The organism is Streptomyces sp. NRRL S-337 (assembly GCF_000720175.1).
GTDB lineage: Bacteria > Actinomycetota > Actinomycetes > Streptomycetales > Streptomycetaceae > Streptomyces > Streptomyces siderophoricus.
In genome coordinates, this window is record NZ_JOIX01000066.1 from 22628 (window position 1) to 40476 (window position 17849).

Consider the following 17849-nt stretch of genomic DNA (forward strand, 5'->3'; position numbering starts at 1 on the left):
ATAGGCCCCGTTGGTCCTACGCCCCATGACATCGCGCACACACCGACGGTGACCCACCCTCACCCCCCCCCACTTATTCGCATTCTAATAGAACAACTCAACCGCCATCAATTGCGTACCCATCTCATATCTGAGATACGGTCGCCCCATGGCAGACGACTACCTCGTACGCATCGGCAAGCTCATCCGTGACGCCCGGCAACACCGTGGCTGGACGCAGACGCAGCTCGCGGAGGCGCTCGGCACAAGCCAGAGTGCGGTGAATCGCATCGAACGCGGGAACCAGAACATCAGCCTTGAGATGATCGCTCGCATCGGCGAGGCGCTGGACAGCGAGATCGTCTCGCTCGGCTATGCCGGCCCGATGCATCTGCGGGTGGTCGGTGGCCGTCGACTGTCCGGCAGCATCGACGTGAAGACGAGCAAGAACGCCTGCGTGGCGCTGCTCTGTGCCACTCTGCTGAACGCCGGACGCACAACTCTGCGCCGGGTGGCCCGCATCGAGGAGGTCTACCGCATCCTCGAAGTGCTCGGCAGCATCGGCGTACGCACCCGCTGGATCAACGACGGCAACGACCTGGAGATCGTGCCGCCCGCGGAACTCGACCTCGACTCCATGGACTTGGAGGCGGCCCGCCGCACCCGCAGCGTCATCATGTTCCTCGGTCCGCTGCTGCACCGCATGGACCGCTTCAAACTGCCGTACGCGGGCGGCTGCGACCTCGGCACCCGGACCGTCACCCCGCACATGACGGCGCTGCGGCACTTCGGGCTGGAGATCACCGCGACCGACGGCACGTACCTCGGCGAGGTCGACCGCAGCGTCACCCCCAAGCGCGCGATCGTACTGACCGAGCGCGGGGACACCGTCACCGAGAACGCCCTGCTGGCGGCGGCCCGGCACGACGGCGTCACGGTCATCCGCAACGCCTCCTCCAACTACATGGTCCAGGACCTCTGCTTCTTCCTGGAAGAGTTGGGCGTCCGGGTCGACGGCATCGGCACCACCACCCTCACCGTGCACGGCACCGCGCACATCGAGCGCGATGTGGACTACGCCCCCTCCGAGGACCCGGTCGAGGCGATGAGCCTGCTGGCCGCCGCGGTCGTCACCGAGTCGGAACTGACCATCCGCCGGGTGCCGGTGGAGTTCCTGGAGATCGAGCTCGCGGTCCTGGAGGAGATGGGCCTGGACCACGAACGCAGCACGGAGTACGCCGCCGACAACGGCCGCACCCGGCTGATCGACCTGACCGTCCGCCCTTCCAAGCTCCAGGCCCCGCTGGACAAGATCCACCCGATGCCCTTCCCGGGCCTGAACATCGACAACGTCCCCTTCTTCGCGGCGATCGCGGGCAGCGCCCAGGGCCAGACCCTGATCCACGACTGGGTCTACGACAACCGCGCGATCTACCTCACGGACCTCAACCGCCTCGGCGCCCAGGTCAAACTGCTCGACCCGCACCGGGTCCTGGTCGACGGCCCGACCCGCTGGCGCTCCGCGGAAATGATGTGCCCCCCGGCCCTGCGCCCCGCCGTCGTCGTCCTCCTCGCCATGATGGCCGCCGAGGGCACCTCCGTCCTGCGCAACGTCTATGTCATCAACCGCGGTTACGAGGACCTGGCGGCCCGCCTCAACTCGATCGGGGCACAGATCGAGATCTTCCGGGACATCTGACGCATCCGCAGGTCAGGGGCCCTTTTCGCTCTCCGTTCCCTGACCACCTGACGCAGCTGGTCGGGGACCCTACCGGGATACTTGAAGCGATGACCACGGCAGCAGAGTGATGAGCGCATGTGGGTCTCGGCGTGGGCTTAACCGGCGCGGCTGTCGCCATCGCGGTGCTGTACTGGCTGTGGGTTCGCATCGGCTGCCGCTACCGGGCACGGGATGATTCCGCCGAGGCGGAACACCTGGGCTGGGCTACCGATCAGCTCTCAGGTCCTCGAAGTGAGCGCTGCGATGGGGCGCAGGGTTGAAACCGTGCCAGATAGGCGAGGGTCGAGCCGCTCCTGGTGCTCAGATGCAGGCCGGACGCGTCGGCGAGACGGTGCAGAGGGCCGAAGGGGATCCAGTGCCGGTCGAAGAACTCGCCTACGACCAGCCGTCCTGCGGTGGTGAGCACCCGTACTGCCTCATCGAGCACCCGTTGTGGTTCCGGGATCTCGCCCAGTGCGGTCACCAGATACATGGCGTCGAAGGTGTCGTCGTCGAAGGGCAGCTCGCGGGCATCCGCATGGGTGGGCACGATGTTGGGTACTGCACGCTGCCCCGCGCGGTGCATCACGTGGCGGAGCATCTTGGGTTGGATGTCGAGGATGTCGAGCTGCCCGTGGGGCCCGAGTTGCGGTGCGATGTGCAGCGACTGCAGTCCGGTGCCGGGCCCCACTTCCAGGATCCGCTCGCCCGGGCTCGGGGTGAGCACCGCGTCGAGCCGGGCGGATGTGAGGAACGGCAACGGCAGGTCCAGCAGGCTGCGTTGGGCGTAGGGTTACGGCGCCTTGTCGCCGAACCACCAGGCGCCTGCGGCGGCAGCGGCACTGAGGGCGCAGGCCCAGCGCAGGCGCGGTGCGGTCAGGACAGCAGAGCCCATGGTGTTCTCCAGTTCTGTGGTATCCGTGGTTGCAGCCCGGGTCGGTGTGGCGGGTTTCATGGGGTGCGGGGCAGCGCTCGAACCGCCAGGCGGACGCATACCGCTGCGAGCGGAAGTTCTGCGAACAACGCCATGACCAGCGCCGCGCGCAGTTCGCTCCCGCTGGCCGCGGTCATCGTGTCGAACCAGGCGTCGACGGTGAGCAGGGCGGCCGTCGCGGCGGCGGCCGGTCCCAGTCGCCGATCCCCGTGGGTGGCCAGCAGACCTGTGGTGATCAGGCCGATCGCCTCCAGCGCGTCCAGACCCACCCAGGCGGCGGACCAGTGCGAGGCACGGAAGGTGGTCGGCAGGCTGGTGGCCAACACGACGAGCCACGGCAGCAGCGCCACCCCGCAGCCGGCCAGGACAAGACCCCGCCGTCGGCCTGGAAGGCGGTCCGGACGACGGCGCTGCGGGCTGGGGAGCGATCCCGTGCGCGGGCCGTGCGGCCTGCGTATGCCGCGCTCGGCGTCCGGCTCCGGGAACAGTTCGATGATTTCCTGCATGCCCTTCAGCCTGAGCCGCACAGCGATCACAGTCAGTAATGCCGGGTGCCGTTCTCAGGGTGGTGCCAGCTTCACCATCGATCCGGATGCACGGGGCATGGCATAGCTCTCACCTGGCGTTTTACCGTCGAGCCATGACGATTCCCCGGGCGCTGCGGCGCAGAGTTGTTCGGGTCCGGCGGGACACCGGTTTCTTGGCGGCTGGGATTCCGCTGCACCTTGCGCTGGTGCCGTTGTGGAGCTGGATGGCGAGTGTCGCGAAGTGGGGGCCGTGGCCGGTGCTCCCGCTCCCGTTTGTGCTGATCTTGCTCGGTGTGCTTGCGCTCACCGCTGTGCAGCGACGCCGTTACCGGGTGCTGCTGGGAGTGGAGATCCTCCGGCTGCCGGCCGCGCGCGAGCAAGGGTGGCTGAGGCGCGCTCTGCGGTGGCTATCCGTGGCCCAGACCTGGCGGCAGGCCGGATACCACCTGCTTGTCGGTCCGCTCCTGGCTGTGGTGGAGTTGGGGGTGCTCGCTGCGTGGGTCGCGGGCCTTGCTGGCGTCACCGTCAACGGGTGGGCCTGGATGTTGCCGCTGCAGGTTCGCCTGGACCATGTCGACTACGCGACCCAAGCGGTGTACTACACCGCGGCCGGCGTGCTGCTGCTGTGCGCCGCACCCTGGCTGACCGGGCCGGTGACCCGCGCCGAGACCCGGATCGCGCTCGCGCTGCTCGGGACCAGCCGCTCCCAGCAGCTTCAGCAGCGTGTCGAGCACCTATCCGAGAGCCGCACCGACCTGATCGACGCCGTCGATACCGAACGCCGCCGCATCGAACGCGACCTGCACGACGGCACCCAGCAGCGCCTGGTCTCCCTCGCGGTCAACCTGGGCCTGGCCAAGGCCACCCTCACCAACCTGCCGGACGAGGCCCGCACCGTGATCGACGAGGCGCACCGCGAGGCGAAGGAGGCCATCGCCGAACTCAACGACCTGGTGCGCGGCCTGCACCCGGCCGTCCTCGAAGACCGCGGGCTGGACGCGGCGCTGTCCGGGCTGGCCGCCCGGGTACCGATCCAGGTACGGCTGCGAGTCGACCTCGAGGAGCGAGCGGCGCCCACCGTGGAGTCGGTCGCCTACTTCGTGGTCTCCGAGGCGCTCACCAACGTCACCAAGCACGCCCGCGCCACCCGCGTGGACGTCACTGTCAAACAGATCGGGAGAATGCTGCGCGTGGACATCACCGACGACGGGATCGGCGGCGCCGACAGCTCCACCGGCAGCGGACTGAGCGGGCTGGCCAAACGGGTCGGTTCCGTCGACGGCACCTTCCACATCAGCAGCCCGGTCGGGGGCCCGACCACCATCGCCGTGGAGCTGCCATGCGAGCCGTGATCGCCGAGGACTCACTGCTGCTGCGCGTCGGGCTCGTCAAGGTCCTGGAAGTGGCCGGCTTCGAGATCACCGCCGAAGTCGGCGACGCCGAAGCCCTGCTTGCAGCCGTCGAGGAACACCGGCCCGGGCTGGCCCTGGTCGATGTCCGCATGCCACCCGGCTTCACCGACGAAGGCGTGCGCGCCGCGCTGGTGATCCGTAAGCAATGGCCGCAGACCGCGGTGGTACTGCTCTCGCAGTACGTCGAGGAGCGGTATGCGGCCGACCTGCTGACGGCCAACACCAGCGGCGTCGGCTACCTGCTCAAGCAACGCGTCGCCGACGTCGAGGAGTTCGTGGCTTCCGTTCGGCGGGTTGCAGCCGGGGGCACGGCACTGGATCCACAGGTGGTCGCCCAGCTGCTCGTGCGCCGCCGCAGTGACCCGCTCGATCGGCTGACGCCACGCGAACGGGAGGTACTCGCCCTGATGACGAGGGACGCTCCCACACCGGGATCGCCGAGGCCCTGGTCGTCAGCGACAGCGCAGTGGCCAAGCACATCAACAACATCCTCGCCGAACTCGGCCTGCCCGCAGCCGACGCCGACCCGTCCGAGGAGTCCTGAGGGCGACCGGCAACGACCTATGACGACCCCTCCCCCGCTGATCAGCGCCGCAACCAAACTCAACGTCCGAGGTGAGCGATATGGGGCATCAGTTCCGGGACATCTGAACCGCGGCCCCGGCTGCGGCAGTTCGGGCGGCACCCGCGACCGGCTGTCGTCAGCCGGGGCGTGCCGGCGGCTCCCGGGGGTCACAGCGATCCGTGCGGCGTGAGGATGACGAATTCGGCGCCTGCGGAGTCCGTGCAGACGGCGAGGCGGCCGACGCCCTCGGCGGTTTCGGGGCCCATGGAGAGGGTGCCGCCGTTGCCGGTCACCAGGCCGACGGTGGCGTCGCAGTCCTTGGAGATGAAGACCGGGTGCCAGTAGGGCTTGCCCGTGGGGGCGAGGAGGTCGGTGGGGACGCCCATGAGACCGCCGTGCGTGCGGTCGTCGCCGCAGTGCGCGGGGGTGAGGAGGGTGTAGGTGCCGCCTCCGGCGGGGAGCGGCATGTCCTGGGTGTGCCAGTCGAAGACGGACCGGTAGAAGGCCTGGGCGGCGGCCGGGTCGGTGGTGTACAGCTCCGTCCAGCCCAGGCTGCCCGGGGCGTCGGCGGCCTCGAAGCCCGGGTACCGCGCGGGCTGCCAGATGGCGAAGTCCGCGCCCTGCGGGTCCGTGAGCTGCGCGAAGCGGCCGTCCTCGGCGCCGACCATGGCCGGCTGCGAACGGACCGAGCCGCCCGCCTGCTCCACAGCCTTGACCGTGGCGTCCGCGTCGGAGGTGTGGAAGTAGATCGTCCAGGCCGACGCGGCGCCGTCCTCGGTGAGCGGGCCGACCGCGCCCACCGCCTTCCCGTCGAGCCGGAAGAGCGTGTATCCGCCCGCCTGCTGGTCACCGAACGGCTCCGACCGCCAGCCGAACACCGCTCGGTAGAAGGCCGTCGCGACCTCGACGTCGGGCGCACCCAGATCGAGCCAGCACGGGGAGCCGGGGACGAAGTCAGTAGTGATCATGGCGATTCCCTTCGCGGATCCTCTCTGGATTCAGCCTGACATTCGGCACTGACAATCGCCCGTCGGAACGGTGGGTGACCGCCGGTCGGCGGGCCGTGCCCGGCGCCGGCCCGCCGTCGACACTCAGGCGCGGTAGAGCTCCTTCGCGATGATCGAGCGCTGCACCTCCGTGGCGCCCTCGTAGATGCGGGGAGCCCGGACCTCGCGGTAGAGGTGCTCCAGGAGGTGGCCGCGGCGCAGTGCGCGGGCGCCGTGGATCTGGACGGCGGCGTCGACCACGTACTGCGCGGTCTCGGTGGCCAGCAGCTTGGCCATCGCCGAGCGGCGGGCGATGTCGCGGGCCCCGGTGTCGTACGCGGTGGCCGCCGCGTAGACCAGGAGGCGGGCCGCCTCGGTGCGGGTGGCCATTTCGGCGAGCTGGTGGCCGACGGACTGCAGGTCCTTCAGTGGTCCGCCGAAAGCGGTGCGCGCGCCGGCGTGCGCCACCGCGGCGTCCAGCGCGGCCTGCGCCATACCGACCGCGAAGGCGCCCACGCTCGGCCGGAAGAGGTTCAGCGTGCGCATCGCGACGGCGAAGCCGCCGTCCACCTCGCCCAGCACGTCCTCGCCGGTCACCGGTGTGCCGTCGAAGACCAGCGTGCCGATGGGGTGCGGGCTGAGCAGGTCCAGGTGCGCGCCGGTCAGGCCGGGCCGGTCGGCGGGCACCAGGAAGGCGGTGACGCCGCGGGAGCCCGGCGCGCCGCCGGTGCGGGCGAAGACGGTGGCGAAGTCCGCCTCGGGCGCGTTGGAGATCCAGCACTTCTCGCCGGTCAGCCGCCAGCGGCCCGGCCCGTCCGGCTCGGCGGCCAGCGACAGCGCGGCGGCGTCCGAGCCGGCGTCCGGCTCGCTCAGCGCGAAGGCGGCGACCGCGCGGCCGGCGACGACCTCGGGCACCCAGCGGGCGCGCTGCGCCTCGGTCCCCGACTGGACGACCGGACAGGTCCCCAGCCCTTGGAGCGCGAGGGCGGTCTCCGCCTCCGTGCACTCCTGGGCGAGGGATTCCCGCAGCAGGCACAGGTCCAGGGCGCGCGGCGGCCCGTCGTCCGGGAACAGGCGGCGCAGCAGGCCGAGTTCGCCGAGGGCGGCGACCAGGGGGCGGTTGACCCGGCCCTCGGTGCCCTTCTCGGCGAGCGGGCTCAGCCGTTCGGCCGTCATGGCGCGCAACGCGGCACACCATTCCTGCTCGTCCGGTCCCAGCGCGAATACAGTCACGAGGCGGCTCCCTGGTAGCGGTCCTCTATCGCGGTCTGTTGACTACCGTCACGAACACGTTACGCTGGCGACGGATCCGAACGGCAGCCCCCGGGGCGAGGGACAGCCCTTGAGCGACGGACAGTCCCTGGACAACAGACAGTTCTGGAGCAGTCTCGACGGCTCGTCGGCCGGTCCCGGCCGGAGGGACGAGCAGCCGACCGAGCCGGCCACCCGGCCGTCCTAGGGGGCGCACCGCCATGGAGCCACGGTCCTCGGCCCACACCGACACCTTCGCGCGCGACCGGCTGCCACCTCGCGAGCAGTGGCCGCACCTGACCGACCTGGGCTATCCCGACCGGCTGAACTGCGGCGCCGAGTTGCTGGACGGCTCCCTCGCCCGGTACGGCGCCGGCCGGCCCGCGCTGCGCGACGCGGCCGGCCGGGTCTGGACGTACGGGGAACTGCGCGACCGGGTGGACGCGATCGCGCACGCGCTCACCGGTCCGCTGGGCGTCCGCCCCGGCAACCGCGTCCTGCTCCGCGGCCCCACCACCCCCTGGCTGGCCGCCTGCTGGCTCGCCGTGATGAAGGCCGGCGCGGTCGCGGTGACGGTCCTGGCCTCCCAGCGCCCGGACGAACTCGCCACGATCTGCGGACTGGCACAGGTACGGCACGCCCTGTGCGCGGCCGAGGCGGTCGACGACCTCGCCAGGGCCGGCGTCCCCGGGCTGCGCATCACGACGTACGGCGGCGACGGACCGGGCGATCTGCGACACCTGGCCCGGCCCGGCGGCGCCCCGTACCCGGCGGTGCCGACCGCGGCCGACGACGTCGCGCTGATCGCCTTCACCTCCGGCACCACCGGCCGCCCCAAGGGCTGTCTGCACTTCCACCGGGACGTGCTCGCCGTCGCCGACACCTTCTCCGCGCAGGTGCTGCGGCCCACCCCGGACGACGTGTTCGCCGGCAGCCCCCCGCTGGGCTTCACCTTCGGCCTCGGCGGCCTGGTGATCTTCCCGCTGCGGGCCGGCGCCTCGGCCCTGCTCGCCGACTGGGGCGGCCCCGAGCGGCTGCTCGGCGACATCGCCCGGCACCGGATCTCGGTGCTGTTCACCGCGCCGACCGCCTACCGCGCGATGCTGCCCCGGCTCGCCGGGCACGATGTCTCCTCACTGCGCCGCTGCGTGTCGGCCGGGGAGAACCTGCCCGCCGCCACCTGGCAGTCCTGGTACGAGGCGACCGGTCTGCGGATCATCAACGGGATCGGCGCCACGGAACTGCTGCACATCTTCATCGCGGCCGCCGACGAGGCGATCCGGCCCGGCACGACGGGCCTGCCGGTGCCGGGCTTCGAGGCGCGGGTGGTGGGCGCGGACGGCAAGCCGGTGCCGGACGGCGAGCCCGGGCTGCTTGCGGTCCGCGGACCGACGGGCTGCCGCTACCTCGCGGACCCGCGGCAGACCGAGTACGTGCGGGACGGCTGGAACCTCACCGGCGACACCTATGTCCGTGAGCCGGACGGCTACTTCCGCTATGTGGCCCGCGCGGACGACATGATCATCTCGGCCGGGTACAACATCGCCGGCCCCGAAGTGGAGGACGCACTGCTGCACCACCCCGACGTGACCGAGGCCGCGGTCGTCGGGCGACCGGACGAGGAGCGCGGGCAGGTGGTGGTCGCCCACGTCGTCCTGCGGGCCGGCGTGCCCCGCGGCCCGGACACCGTCGCCGCGCTGCGTGCCTTCACCAAGTCCCGCATCGCCCCGTACAAATGCCCGCGCGAGATCGTCTTCCACACCGCACTGCCGCGCACCCCGACCGGCAAGCTCCAGCGCTTCCGGCTGCGCGCGCCGCACGGGGCGGCCGACCCGTCCCGCGGGCCGCACCCGGCCGCCGATCTACAGTGATCCGGTGACCGACCAGCAGACACAGCGCACCCCACGGTCCCTGATCGTCACCTTCTACGGTGCGTACGGGCGCGACGAGCCCGGCCCGGCGGACCAGGCGGCCGGGCCGGTGCCGGTCGCCGCGCTGATCCGGCTGCTCGGCGTGCTGGGTGTCGATCCGCCGTCGGTGCGTTCCGCGGTCTCCCGCCTCAAGCGGCGCGGCCTGCTCGTCCCCGGGCGCACCGTCACCGGGGCGGCCGGTTACGGGCTGTCGGACGCGGGCCGCCAGCTGCTGGACGACGGTGACCGGCGGATCTTCGGCCGGCCGGCCGCGCGGCTTTCCGACGGCTGGGTGCTGGCCGTCTTCTCCGTCCCCGAGGAGGAGCGGCACAAACGGCACCTGCTGCGCTCACGGCTGGCCCGGCTGGGCTTCGGTACCGCCGCCCCGGGTGTGTGGATCGCCCCCGCACACCTCTACGAGGAGACCCGGCACACCCTGGAGCGGCTCGAACTCGCCCCCTACGTCGAGCTGTTCACCGGTACGCATGCGGGTTTCGCGCCGACGGCCTCGTCGGTGGCGCGGTGGTGGGACCTGGACGCCATCGCCGCGCAGCACCGCGCCTTCCTGGCGGAGCAGGAGCCGGTGCTGCGCCGGTGGTCACGGCGGCGCACGGTGCCGGGCGAGGCGGCCTACCACGACTATCTGCTGGCCCTGGACGCCTGGCGCCGTCTGCCGTACGCGGATCCCGGACTGCCCTCTCCCCTCCTGCCGGAGGACTGGCCGGGCGGCCGCGCTGCGGAGGTCTTCGGCCGGCTGCACGACACCTTGCGGGCGGCGGGCGCCCGTTACGTGCGTGAGGTGACGGCCGGGCCGTGACCGCCGCGATGCGTCAGCGGCGGCGCTGTACGGCCCGCGCGGCGCCCGCGGCTCCGGCGGCCATGGCGGGGCGCGGCCGGGCGGCGGCGATCACCGACACCACGTCCTTGAACGAACTGCACATGCGCGTACCGGCGACCGCGGCCAACTCGCCGAACGTGCCGACCCCGTACGTCACCGCGACCGGCTCCATCCGCGCGGTGACCGCCATCCTCATGTCCCCCACGGTGTCCCCCACGTAGGCGGTCTGCCAGGCCGCGACCCCCAGTCGGCCGGCCGCCCGCAGCACCATCTCCGGGTGCGGCTTGCCGCGCCGGACCATGTCCTGGCCGATGACCGGCCCGACCAGGTCGCGGATGCCCATGACGTCGAGCAGCGCCTCGGCGCTGCGGGTGGGCTTGGACGTGGCGACCGCCAGCTCGACGCCGTGGGCGCGCAGTGCGGACAGCCCCGCGCTCACGCCCGGGAAGAGCAGCTGCGGTCCCTGGCAGAGCACTTCGTAGGAGAACAGTTCGCGGTAGCGGTTGATGGCGGCCTGCACCCGGCTGTCGTCCTCCGGACGGCCCAGCAGCCGGCCGAAGGCCGTGCCGGGCGGCTTGCCGATGGCCGCCGCTGCCTGCCGCGCGGTCACCGAGCAGCCCTGCTCCGAAGCCACCTTGACCAACAGTTTGCTGATGGCGGGCAGAGTGTTGGCGAGAGTGCCGTCCAGGTCGAAGACGGCGGCCCGGAGCGTGTCGACTCCGGTACCCCGTGCGCCTCTCACGGGACGTTCGCGGACTTCCGTTGCTACGCGCATGGCTGGAGACCTTTCGGGTTCCGGTGGGGGTGCGGGTTCGGGTGACGTTGCTGGCTCTGCTTGTGGGGCGGCCCGCGGTCGACGACTCGTAACGGCTGAGGCGGTCTCGCCATGGCGCACCGCTGTCCTGGGGCGGCACGCGACCGACGGGGCGGCTGCAACGGAAGGGAACGTCCCGTTTACCGCCTTCGGAGATTTAAAAACCGCCTGCGCTGTTTGTCAATGTGCCTTGGTCACTCCCTGACGGGTCGACAACACCCTTTCCAGCGTTCAGACTGGGGACACACGCTTCACAGGGGCCGCCGATGCCCCCGGAGGGGTGGCGAACCGTCGACTTCCCGTCAGGGGACGCGAGTTCCGGCCAAACCCCTGAAGCATATCGAACCGCATGGTTGGTTTTCTATGTAGACTGCAATCAGCTCGCAGCCGTACTAGAGACGGGACGGACACCGTGCCCACCCAGCATCGCGCCATCCAGAGCCGCCAGGCACTCATCCGCTCGGCCGCCGAGACCTTCCTGGAGAAGGGGGTCCCGGCCGCGGGTATGGTCGAGATCAGCCGGCGGGCCCGCCTGAGCAAGGGCGCCCTCTACTTCCACTTCACGTCCAAGGACGACCTGACCCTCGCGGTACGGGACTCCGCACTCGCCACCCTCCAGGAGATCGAGGACGCCTTCACCCGCTCCCCGGAGCCGCTGCCGCACGCCGTACGGGACTTCGCCGTCGAGCTGTTCGGCCGGGTGCGGACCGACGCGGTGCTGCGCGCCGGACTGCGGCTGCGTCCCGAGACCGCACCGGGCCTCGGCATCTACGCCCTGGAACAGCGCTGGTACGCGCTCTTCCTCGACAAGGCCGTCACCTGCGGCACCGGCACCCCCGGCGGACCGGCCGCGGCGGACGCGCCGGACGCCGAACCACGGCGCACCGCCCAGCTGCTGACCTCGGTCGTGGTGGGGCTGCTGCACCTGGGCGGCGAGGACGGCACCTGGTGGGACGAGGAGGCCGTCGCCGGGCTGTGGGCGCTGCTGCCGGAGGCCCCGGACCGGGTGCCGGCCGCCGGTGTTCCCGCACCGGCACAACTGCCCGCGGCCGGCTGATCCCGAGCCGCCGCGCCGTACCGGGCCGCACCCGCGGCCCGTCTTCCTCTCTCCGGCGAACGCCAACGCACCGGCGTCACCGTGCGCCCCCGTCGCCACTCCACGAACACCGCGCCGATGCCGGCACATCGATGCCGTCCGGCGCCATCGGCCACCTCCGCACCGGCCCGGAGGCGGCGAACTCCCGCCACGCGTAAGGACGGTGGCCGCATGCGCCGGACGGCGCACCGCCGCCGATACCCGCGTGCCGCCGTGATTGCGCCGGCGAGGCCGGCCCCGCTCCCGATGAAGTCACCTGCCGCAGACCGGCCTTGGGGACGGGCGACGACGCGCGGATTCAATACCGCATGGTTGGCTTCTTTACCATGGCGCAAATAGACTGCGCGGCCACGAGCAGCGGTCGACGGCCGACAACTCCAAGAGAGCATGCGGAGGATGATCTGTGGTCAAGCAGGAACGCGCACTGCGTACCCGACGCACGGTCCTCGAAGCAGCGGCTCATGTTATAGGACATCGCGGATACCAGGCGGCCACCATGGCCGAGATCATCCAGCGCGCCGGCGTCACCAAAGGGGCGGTGTACTTCCACTTCACCTCCAAGGACGCACTCGCTCGTGCCGTCATCACGGAGCAGGCCGAACCGTTCCTCCCACAGGTCAGCGCGTCCCGCCTCCAGGACGCCATCGACTTCACGCACCAGGTGGCCCTGGCGCTGCGCAGCGACCCGATGCTGCAGGCCGGCACCCGTATCGCGGTGGAAACGACCTTCAGCGAGGAACCGCTGATGCCGTATCAGGTGTGGACGGACATCATCACGACGATGTTCCGCGAGGCCCGGGACAACGGGGAATTACTGCCGGGCGTGGTACCCGAACGGGCGGCCGAGTTCTTCGTCGCCGCCTACATGGGCGTGCAGTTGTTCTCGCGGGCCGCGACCAATCGCGCGGACCTCCCCGAGCGGGTCACCGCGTTGTGGAAGCACACCCTGCCGGGGCTGGCCGCGCCCGGCCCGTTGAGCCGTCTCGATCCGCACGGCCGCAGGACCCACGTCCCCATCTGATCCGCGCTGCACTCCGGCATGTGGCCTCTGGCAAACAAACCACATGGTCCGTATCTTAGTTACCTCGGGGCTGTCGTCGATCGTTCGCCCGTGAGGGCGCTGAGAGCCGCACCGCAGAAAGGGACGCCTATGGCCAGCGCCACCCTGATGCCCTCCTCCTCGCGCGACCACCACCACAGGGCGACTCCGTCGGCGGGAGGAAACCGCCCGGCCTCGTCACCCTCGCCCGGCCTCCGCGAGTACGGACACCGCACCACCGTGTCCGAGGTGTTCCTCACCAACTGGCAGCCCGGTCCCGGCGACAGCTGGGTGGTCAGCGCCCAGTGGCCGCGGGCCCACACGTTCTACGAACCGATCGCCGGGCTGCACGATCCACTGCTGTTGATCGAGACCGTGCGGCAGGCGGGGATACTACTGAGCCATGTGGCGCACCGGGTGCCGCTCGACCACCCCATCGTCTGGCAGCACGTCCGCTACGACCTCGCCCCGCAGGCGCTGCGCACCGCCGACGAACCGGCCGAGGTGGAGCTGCGGATCACCGACCATGACGTGGTACGCCGCGGGAAGCGCCTGATCAGCGCCCGTCAGGAGGTCCGCATCCGGTGCGACGGCGCCCACTTGGCCCATGCCCGGCTGATCTACTCCTGTCACAGCCCGACGGCCCACCGCCGACTGCGCGGCAGATACGGCGACCTGGCGTTCGCCACCTCCCGCCGGCTGCCGGTGCCGGAGCCGGTCAGCCCGCAGCTGGTCGCCCGGGACCACGAACGCGATGTGGTGCTCTCCCCCACCGACCTCCCGGACCGCTGGCAGCTGCGGGTCGACACCTCCCATCCGGTGCTCTTCGGCCATCCCGTCGACCACGCCCCCGGCATGCTGATGGTGGAGGCCGCCCGGCAGGCCGCCCAGGCGCTGACGCCCGGGGTGCCGATGCTGCCGGTCTCGCTGGAGTGCTCCTTCGAGCGGTACGCCGAGCTGGACGCGCCGAGTTGGGTGCGGGCGCGCACCCCGGACCCGGTCACCGCCGGCGGCGCGCGACGGGTCGAGGTCGGCGTGGAACAGCACGGAAAACCGGTGGTCGCCGCGCGGATCACCGGCGTGCCGGTGCCCTGACGGACCGGCTCCCCGAGCGGCCCCGCCCGCGCTGCCCGTGCCTCCCCCGTCACCGCAGCGTGAGGCGGGGCTTCGGTGCGTCGGTGCGCCCGGTGGGCGGGGTGCGGCTGCCCGCCTGGTAGGGCAGCGGCCAGGGGGCGCCAGGGCCGGTGTAGCCCTGCTCGGCGGCGGCGTGCAGCGTCCAGTGCGGGTCGTAGAGGTGCGGTCGGGCCAGTGCGCACAGGTCGGTGCGCCCGGCGAGGACGAGGGAGTTCACGTCGTCCCAGGAGGAGATCGCGCCGACCGCGATGACCGGCACGCCGAGCGCGTTGCGGATCCGGTCGGCGAACGGCGTCTGGTACGAGCGTCCGAAGTCGGGGCGCTCGTCGGAGACGACCTGCCCGGTGGAGACGTCGATGGCGTCGGCGCCGTGCTCGGCGAACGCGCCCGCCATGGCCACCGCGTCCTCGGCGGTGGTGCCGCCGTCGGCCCAGTCGGTGGCGGAGATCCGGACGGTCATCGGCCGGTCGTCCGGCCACACCTCGCGCACCGCGTCGAAGACGTCGAGCGGGAAGCGGAGCCGGCCGGCCAGGGAACCTCCGTAGGCGTCGGTGCGTTGATTGGTCAGCGGGGAGAGGAATCCGGACAGCAGATAGCCGTGGGCGCAGTGCAGTTCGAGGAGGTCGAAGCCGCAGTCGGCGGCGCGCCGTGCGGCGTCGGTGAACTCCCGCCGCAGATCGGTGAGTTCGCCGGTGGTCAGCTCGTGAGGGCGCTGGCTGCCGGGCTTGTAGGGGAGGGGGGATGCGGCGACGAGCGGCCAGTTGCCGGTGTCGAGCGGTTCGTCGATGCCGTCCCACATCAGCTTGGTGGAGCCCTTGCGGCCGGAGTGGCCGAGCTGCACGCCGAGCGCGGTACCGGGCGCCCGGGTGTGCACGAAGTCGGTGACGCGGCGCCAGGCCGCCGCCTGTTCGTCCGTGTAGAGACCGGCGCAGCCCGGTGTGATCCGGCCCTGTTCGCTGACGCACACCATCTCGGTCATCACGAGTCCGGCCCCGCCGAGGGCGCGGGCGCCGAGGTGTACGAGGTGGAAGTCGCCGGGGACGCCGTCCTCGGAGGAGTACATGTCCATCGGTGACACGACCACGCGGTTGCGCAGGGTGAGTCCGCGCAGCCGGAAGGGCGTGAACATCGGCGGTGTGCCGGCCGGGATGCCCGCCTCGTCCTCGACAGCGGCGACGAATCCGGGGTCGCGCAGCCGAAGGTTGTCGTGGGTGACGCGGCGGCTGCGGGTGAGCAGGTTGAAGGCGAACTGGCGCGGCGGCTGGTCGACATACCCGGCGAGCTCCTCGAACCACGCCAGGCTGGCGCGCGCGGCCCGCTGGGTGGAGGCGACGACGGGCCGGCGCTCCGCCTCGTAGGCGGCGAGGGCGGCGGGGATGTCGGGCTGCTCTTCGAGGCAGGCGGCCAGGGCCAGCGCGTCCTCGACGGCGAGTTTGGTGCCGGAGCCGATGGAGAAGTGCGCGGTGTGCGCGGCATCGCCGAGCAGCACGGTATTGCCGTGCGACCAGCGTTCGTTGACGACGGTGCGGAAGGCGATCCAGCTGGAGTTGTTGGACCGCAGGGCCCGGCCGCGCAAGGCGTCGTTGAAGACCTTGCCGCACCACTCCACCGACGCGCGCTCATCGGCCCGGTCCAGCCCGGCGGCCCGCCAGACCTCCTCCCGCATCTCCACGATGACGGTGCTGGCACCGGAGGCGGATCCAGGACCGGCGGGCTCCGCCGAAGTGCGGGCGGAGGGCGGAGGGGGGCCGGCGTCGGGGGCGGCGGCGGAACGGGCGTGGGGCGAGGCGAGGCCGCCGTCGGCGGAAACAGGTGCGGGAGCAGGAGCGGCGTAGGGATAGGCATGGAGCTGGACAACGCCGTGCTCGGTCTCGGCGATCTCGAAGCGGAAGGCGTCGAACGCGAAGTCCGCGGCGAGCCAGATGTAGCGGCAGCAGTGGGTGGTCAGCTGCGGCCGGAAGACGTCGGCGTGCGCGGTGCGGGTCGCGCTGTGTACGCCGTCGGCGGCGATGACCAGGTCGTACTCCCGGGCCAGTACGGCGGCGGGCGGCGCCTCGGTGCGGAAGCGCAGCTCCACGCCGAGGCCGCGGCAGCGCCGGTGCAGTACGGCCAGCAGCCGGCGCCGGCCGAGGGCTGCGAAGCCGTGCCCGCCGGAGGTGAGGGTGCGGCCGCGGTGCACGATGTCGATGTCGTCCCAGCGGACGAACTCCGCCTGGAGCGCGCGGTAGACCTCCGGGTCGGCGTGCTCGATGCCGCCGAGCGTCTCGTCGGAGAGGACGACACCGAAGCCGAAGGTGTCGTCGGGGGCGTTGCGCTCGAATACGGTGATCTCGCGGGTGGGGTCGAGCCGTTTGAGGAGCGCCGCGGCGTACAGCCCGCCCGGCCCGCCACCGATGACCGCGACCCGCACGGCTATTTCCCCTGCCACTTGGGCGTCCGCTTCTCGGTGAACGCGGCATGGAATTCCGCGTAGTCGGCGCTGTTCATCAGCAGTGCCTGGGTGGCGGCGTCCATCTCGACCGCGGCGGCCAGCGGCATGTCGAGTTCCGCGGTGAGCAACGCCTTGGTCTGTGCGTGCGCCAGCGCGGGCCCTTCGGCGAGCCGCCGGGCGAGCGCCGCGGCCGCCTCGTCGGCCCGTCCCTCATCGGCCAACTCGCTGATCAGACCGAGTCGTTCGGCCTCCGGCGCCCGGACCGCGTCGCCGAGCATCAGCAGCCGGGTGGCGTGTCCGAGCCCGATGACCCGCGGCAACAGATAGGCCGCGCCCATGTCGCCACCGGACAGTCCGACCCGGGTGAAGAGGAACGCGAAGCGGGCCGAGGGATCGGCGACCCGGAAGTCCGCGGCCAGCGCGAGCACCGCACCGGCACCGGCCGCGACGCCGTGCACCGCCGCGATCACCGGGAACGGTGCCTCCCGCACGGCCCGCACGACCTGCCCGGTCATCCGGTTGAAGTCCAGCAGCTGGCCGGTGTCCATGCCCAGGGTGGCCCCGATGATCTCCTCGACGTCACCCCCCGAGCAGAACCCGCGCCCCTCCCCCGCCAGCACGAGGGCGCGTACGGAGCGCTCCCGGGACAGCTCGGCGAGCAGATCACGGAGATCGGCGTACGCCTCGAAGGTCAGCGCATTGAGCTTCTCCGGTCGCGCCAGGGTGACCGTGGCGACCCCGTCCTCCCTGGTCACACGGATGTGCTGCCAGGCCTCTGTACTACGGGCGGATCCTGCGAACGGACTCATCGGACTGCCTGCCCCCTTCGGCGGGTCGGCCGGTGGTGCTCTTCCGGATGCCCTTCGAAGCTATCACTGTTCTGTGACTGTCGTCATGAGGGCGCGATATGCGATATGTGCTGTCGTGGCTGTCGTGGCTGTCGTGGCGGTAACCGGATGGGGGGCGCGGAGCCGCCGAGGCCCTCGCGGGGAGCCCACTTTCGGGGAGACGGCTTTCGGGGAGCCGAGTTTCGGGAATTGCGCGCCCCGTTTTCACGTTGTCGGCCCCGAGGGGGCGCGCGCATCCCTTAGGGGATCTGTTCCCATGACCCCTAAGAGGTTGTTTCAGTTGGTGAGTCGGCGGTAGCTGATGAGGGCTGCGGCGATGCCGACGAAGGCCAGGAAGTGCTCGGCCTTTCGCTCATAACGGCGGT

At 71.5% G+C, this 17849-nt stretch carries 14 protein-coding genes and 2 pseudogenes; 8 read left to right on the forward strand and 8 right to left on the reverse strand.

The window, feature by feature from the left end:
- Positions 1–148 precede the first annotated feature (148 nt).
- Positions 149–1678: a helix-turn-helix domain-containing protein gene (locus IG62_RS0131750; RefSeq protein ID WP_030811236.1), complete on the forward strand. Its 1530-nt coding sequence runs from the start codon at positions 149–151 to the stop codon at positions 1676–1678.
- 253 nt (positions 1679–1931) lie between these two features.
- Here IG62_RS0131750 and IG62_RS42535 read toward each other — a convergent pair whose 3' ends face one another.
- Together IG62_RS42535 and IG62_RS49205 are read right to left on the reverse strand one after the other, a co-directional pair.
- On the reverse strand, positions 1932–2459 hold the full coding sequence (locus IG62_RS42535; RefSeq protein ID WP_234326824.1) for a class I SAM-dependent methyltransferase: 528 nt from the start codon (positions 2457–2459) through the stop codon (positions 1932–1934).
- A 191-nt stretch (positions 2460–2650) separates the two neighbouring features.
- Positions 2651–3139, reverse strand: a complete 489-nt coding sequence (locus tag IG62_RS49205; protein ID WP_234326825.1) for a hypothetical protein — start codon at positions 3137–3139, stop codon at positions 2651–2653.
- Between the two features lie 134 nt (positions 3140–3273).
- Here IG62_RS49205 and IG62_RS0131765 point away from each other — a divergent pair, with 134 nt between their 5' ends.
- Entirely contained in the window at positions 3274–4512 is a 1239-nt protein-coding gene (locus IG62_RS0131765; RefSeq protein ID WP_030811241.1) for a sensor histidine kinase, read from the forward strand.
- Positions 4500–5116 (forward strand): annotated as a pseudogene (locus tag IG62_RS45485) (response regulator). The gene IG62_RS0131765 and the pseudogene IG62_RS45485 overlap by 13 nt, the downstream one beginning before the upstream one ends.
- 188 nt (positions 5117–5304) lie before the next feature.
- On the opposite strand, the gene IG62_RS0131775 reads toward IG62_RS45485, so the two are convergent.
- Both IG62_RS0131775 and IG62_RS0131780 read right to left on the reverse strand, forming a co-directional pair.
- Complete coding sequence (locus tag IG62_RS0131775) at positions 5305–6105, reverse strand: VOC family protein (RefSeq protein ID WP_030811245.1); 801 nt, start codon at positions 6103–6105, stop codon at positions 5305–5307.
- A gap of 123 nt (positions 6106–6228) precedes the next feature.
- Entirely contained in the window at positions 6229–7356 is a 1128-nt protein-coding gene (locus IG62_RS0131780; protein ID WP_030811247.1) for an acyl-CoA dehydrogenase family protein, read from the reverse strand.
- Between the two features lie 239 nt (positions 7357–7595).
- Between IG62_RS0131780 and IG62_RS0131785 the strand changes: the two genes are divergently transcribed.
- Positions 7596–9245, forward strand: coding sequence for an AMP-binding protein (locus tag IG62_RS0131785; protein ID WP_051798864.1), 1650 nt, complete (start codon positions 7596–7598; stop codon positions 9243–9245).
- A 4-nt stretch (positions 9246–9249) separates the two neighbouring features.
- Positions 9250–10101, forward strand: coding sequence for a PaaX family transcriptional regulator C-terminal domain-containing protein (locus IG62_RS0131790; RefSeq protein ID WP_030811252.1), 852 nt, complete (start codon positions 9250–9252; stop codon positions 10099–10101).
- Positions 10102–10114: 13 nt separating this feature from the next.
- On the opposite strand, the gene IG62_RS42545 is transcribed toward IG62_RS0131790, so the two are convergent.
- On the reverse strand, positions 10115–10864 hold the full coding sequence (locus IG62_RS42545) for an HAD family hydrolase (RefSeq protein WP_234326826.1): 750 nt from the start codon (positions 10862–10864) through the stop codon (positions 10115–10117).
- 484 nt (positions 10865–11348) lie between these two features.
- Here IG62_RS42545 and IG62_RS0131800 point away from each other — a divergent pair, with 484 nt between their 5' ends.
- The 3 genes from IG62_RS0131800 to IG62_RS0131810 all read left to right on the forward strand — a co-directional run bounded on the left by IG62_RS0131800 (position 11349) and on the right by IG62_RS0131810 (position 14166).
- Positions 11349–11993: a TetR/AcrR family transcriptional regulator gene (locus IG62_RS0131800; RefSeq protein ID WP_030811258.1), complete on the forward strand. Its 645-nt coding sequence runs from the start codon at positions 11349–11351 to the stop codon at positions 11991–11993.
- 442 nt (positions 11994–12435) lie between these two features.
- Positions 12436–13053, forward strand: a complete 618-nt coding sequence (locus tag IG62_RS0131805; protein WP_030811261.1) for a ScbR family autoregulator-binding transcription factor — start codon at positions 12436–12438, stop codon at positions 13051–13053.
- A gap of 129 nt (positions 13054–13182) precedes the next feature.
- Positions 13183–14166, forward strand: a complete 984-nt coding sequence (locus IG62_RS0131810) for a ScbA/BarX family gamma-butyrolactone biosynthesis protein (protein ID WP_030811264.1) — start codon at positions 13183–13185, stop codon at positions 14164–14166.
- 49 nt (positions 14167–14215) lie between these two features.
- Here the strand turns inward: IG62_RS0131810 and IG62_RS0131815 are convergent, their stop codons facing one another.
- From IG62_RS0131815 to IG62_RS46710, 3 genes and pseudogenes are all read right to left on the reverse strand, one after another.
- Positions 14216–16633 carry an oxidoreductase gene (locus IG62_RS0131815; RefSeq protein WP_037839788.1) on the reverse strand — a complete coding sequence of 806 codons (2418 nt, stop codon included), beginning with the start codon at positions 16631–16633 and terminating at the stop codon, positions 14216–14218.
- Positions 16618–17445, reverse strand: coding sequence for an enoyl-CoA hydratase family protein (locus tag IG62_RS0131820; protein WP_030811271.1), 828 nt, complete (start codon positions 17443–17445; stop codon positions 16618–16620). Before IG62_RS0131820 ends, IG62_RS0131815 begins: the two co-directional genes overlap by 16 nt.
- Before the next feature lie 315 nt (positions 17446–17760).
- A pseudogene (locus tag IG62_RS46710) lies at positions 17761–17849 on the reverse strand (IS5/IS1182 family transposase); the annotation flags it as partial.

Bases quoted from the DNA above. Each gene is read 5' to 3' on its own strand.
- IG62_RS0131750 (WP_030811236.1), top strand. From the start codon at position 149: ATGGCAGACGACTACCTCGTACGCATCGGCAAGCTCATCCGTGACGCC.
- IG62_RS49205 (WP_234326825.1), bottom strand. From the start codon at position 3,139: ATGCAGGAAATCATCGAACTGTTCCCGGAGCCGGACGCCGAGCGCGGC.
- IG62_RS0131765 (WP_030811241.1), top strand. From the start codon at position 3,274: ATGACGATTCCCCGGGCGCTGCGGCGCAGAGTTGTTCGGGTCCGGCGG.
- IG62_RS0131775 (WP_030811245.1), bottom strand. From the start codon at position 6,105: ATGATCACTACTGACTTCGTCCCCGGCTCCCCGTGCTGGCTCGATCTG.
- IG62_RS0131785 (WP_051798864.1), top strand. From the start codon at position 7,596: ATGGAGCCACGGTCCTCGGCCCACACCGACACCTTCGCGCGCGACCGG.
- IG62_RS0131810 (WP_030811264.1), top strand. From the start codon at position 13,183: ATGGCCAGCGCCACCCTGATGCCCTCCTCCTCGCGCGACCACCACCAC.
- IG62_RS0131820 (WP_030811271.1), bottom strand. From the start codon at position 17,445: ATGAGTCCGTTCGCAGGATCCGCCCGTAGTACAGAGGCCTGGCAGCAC.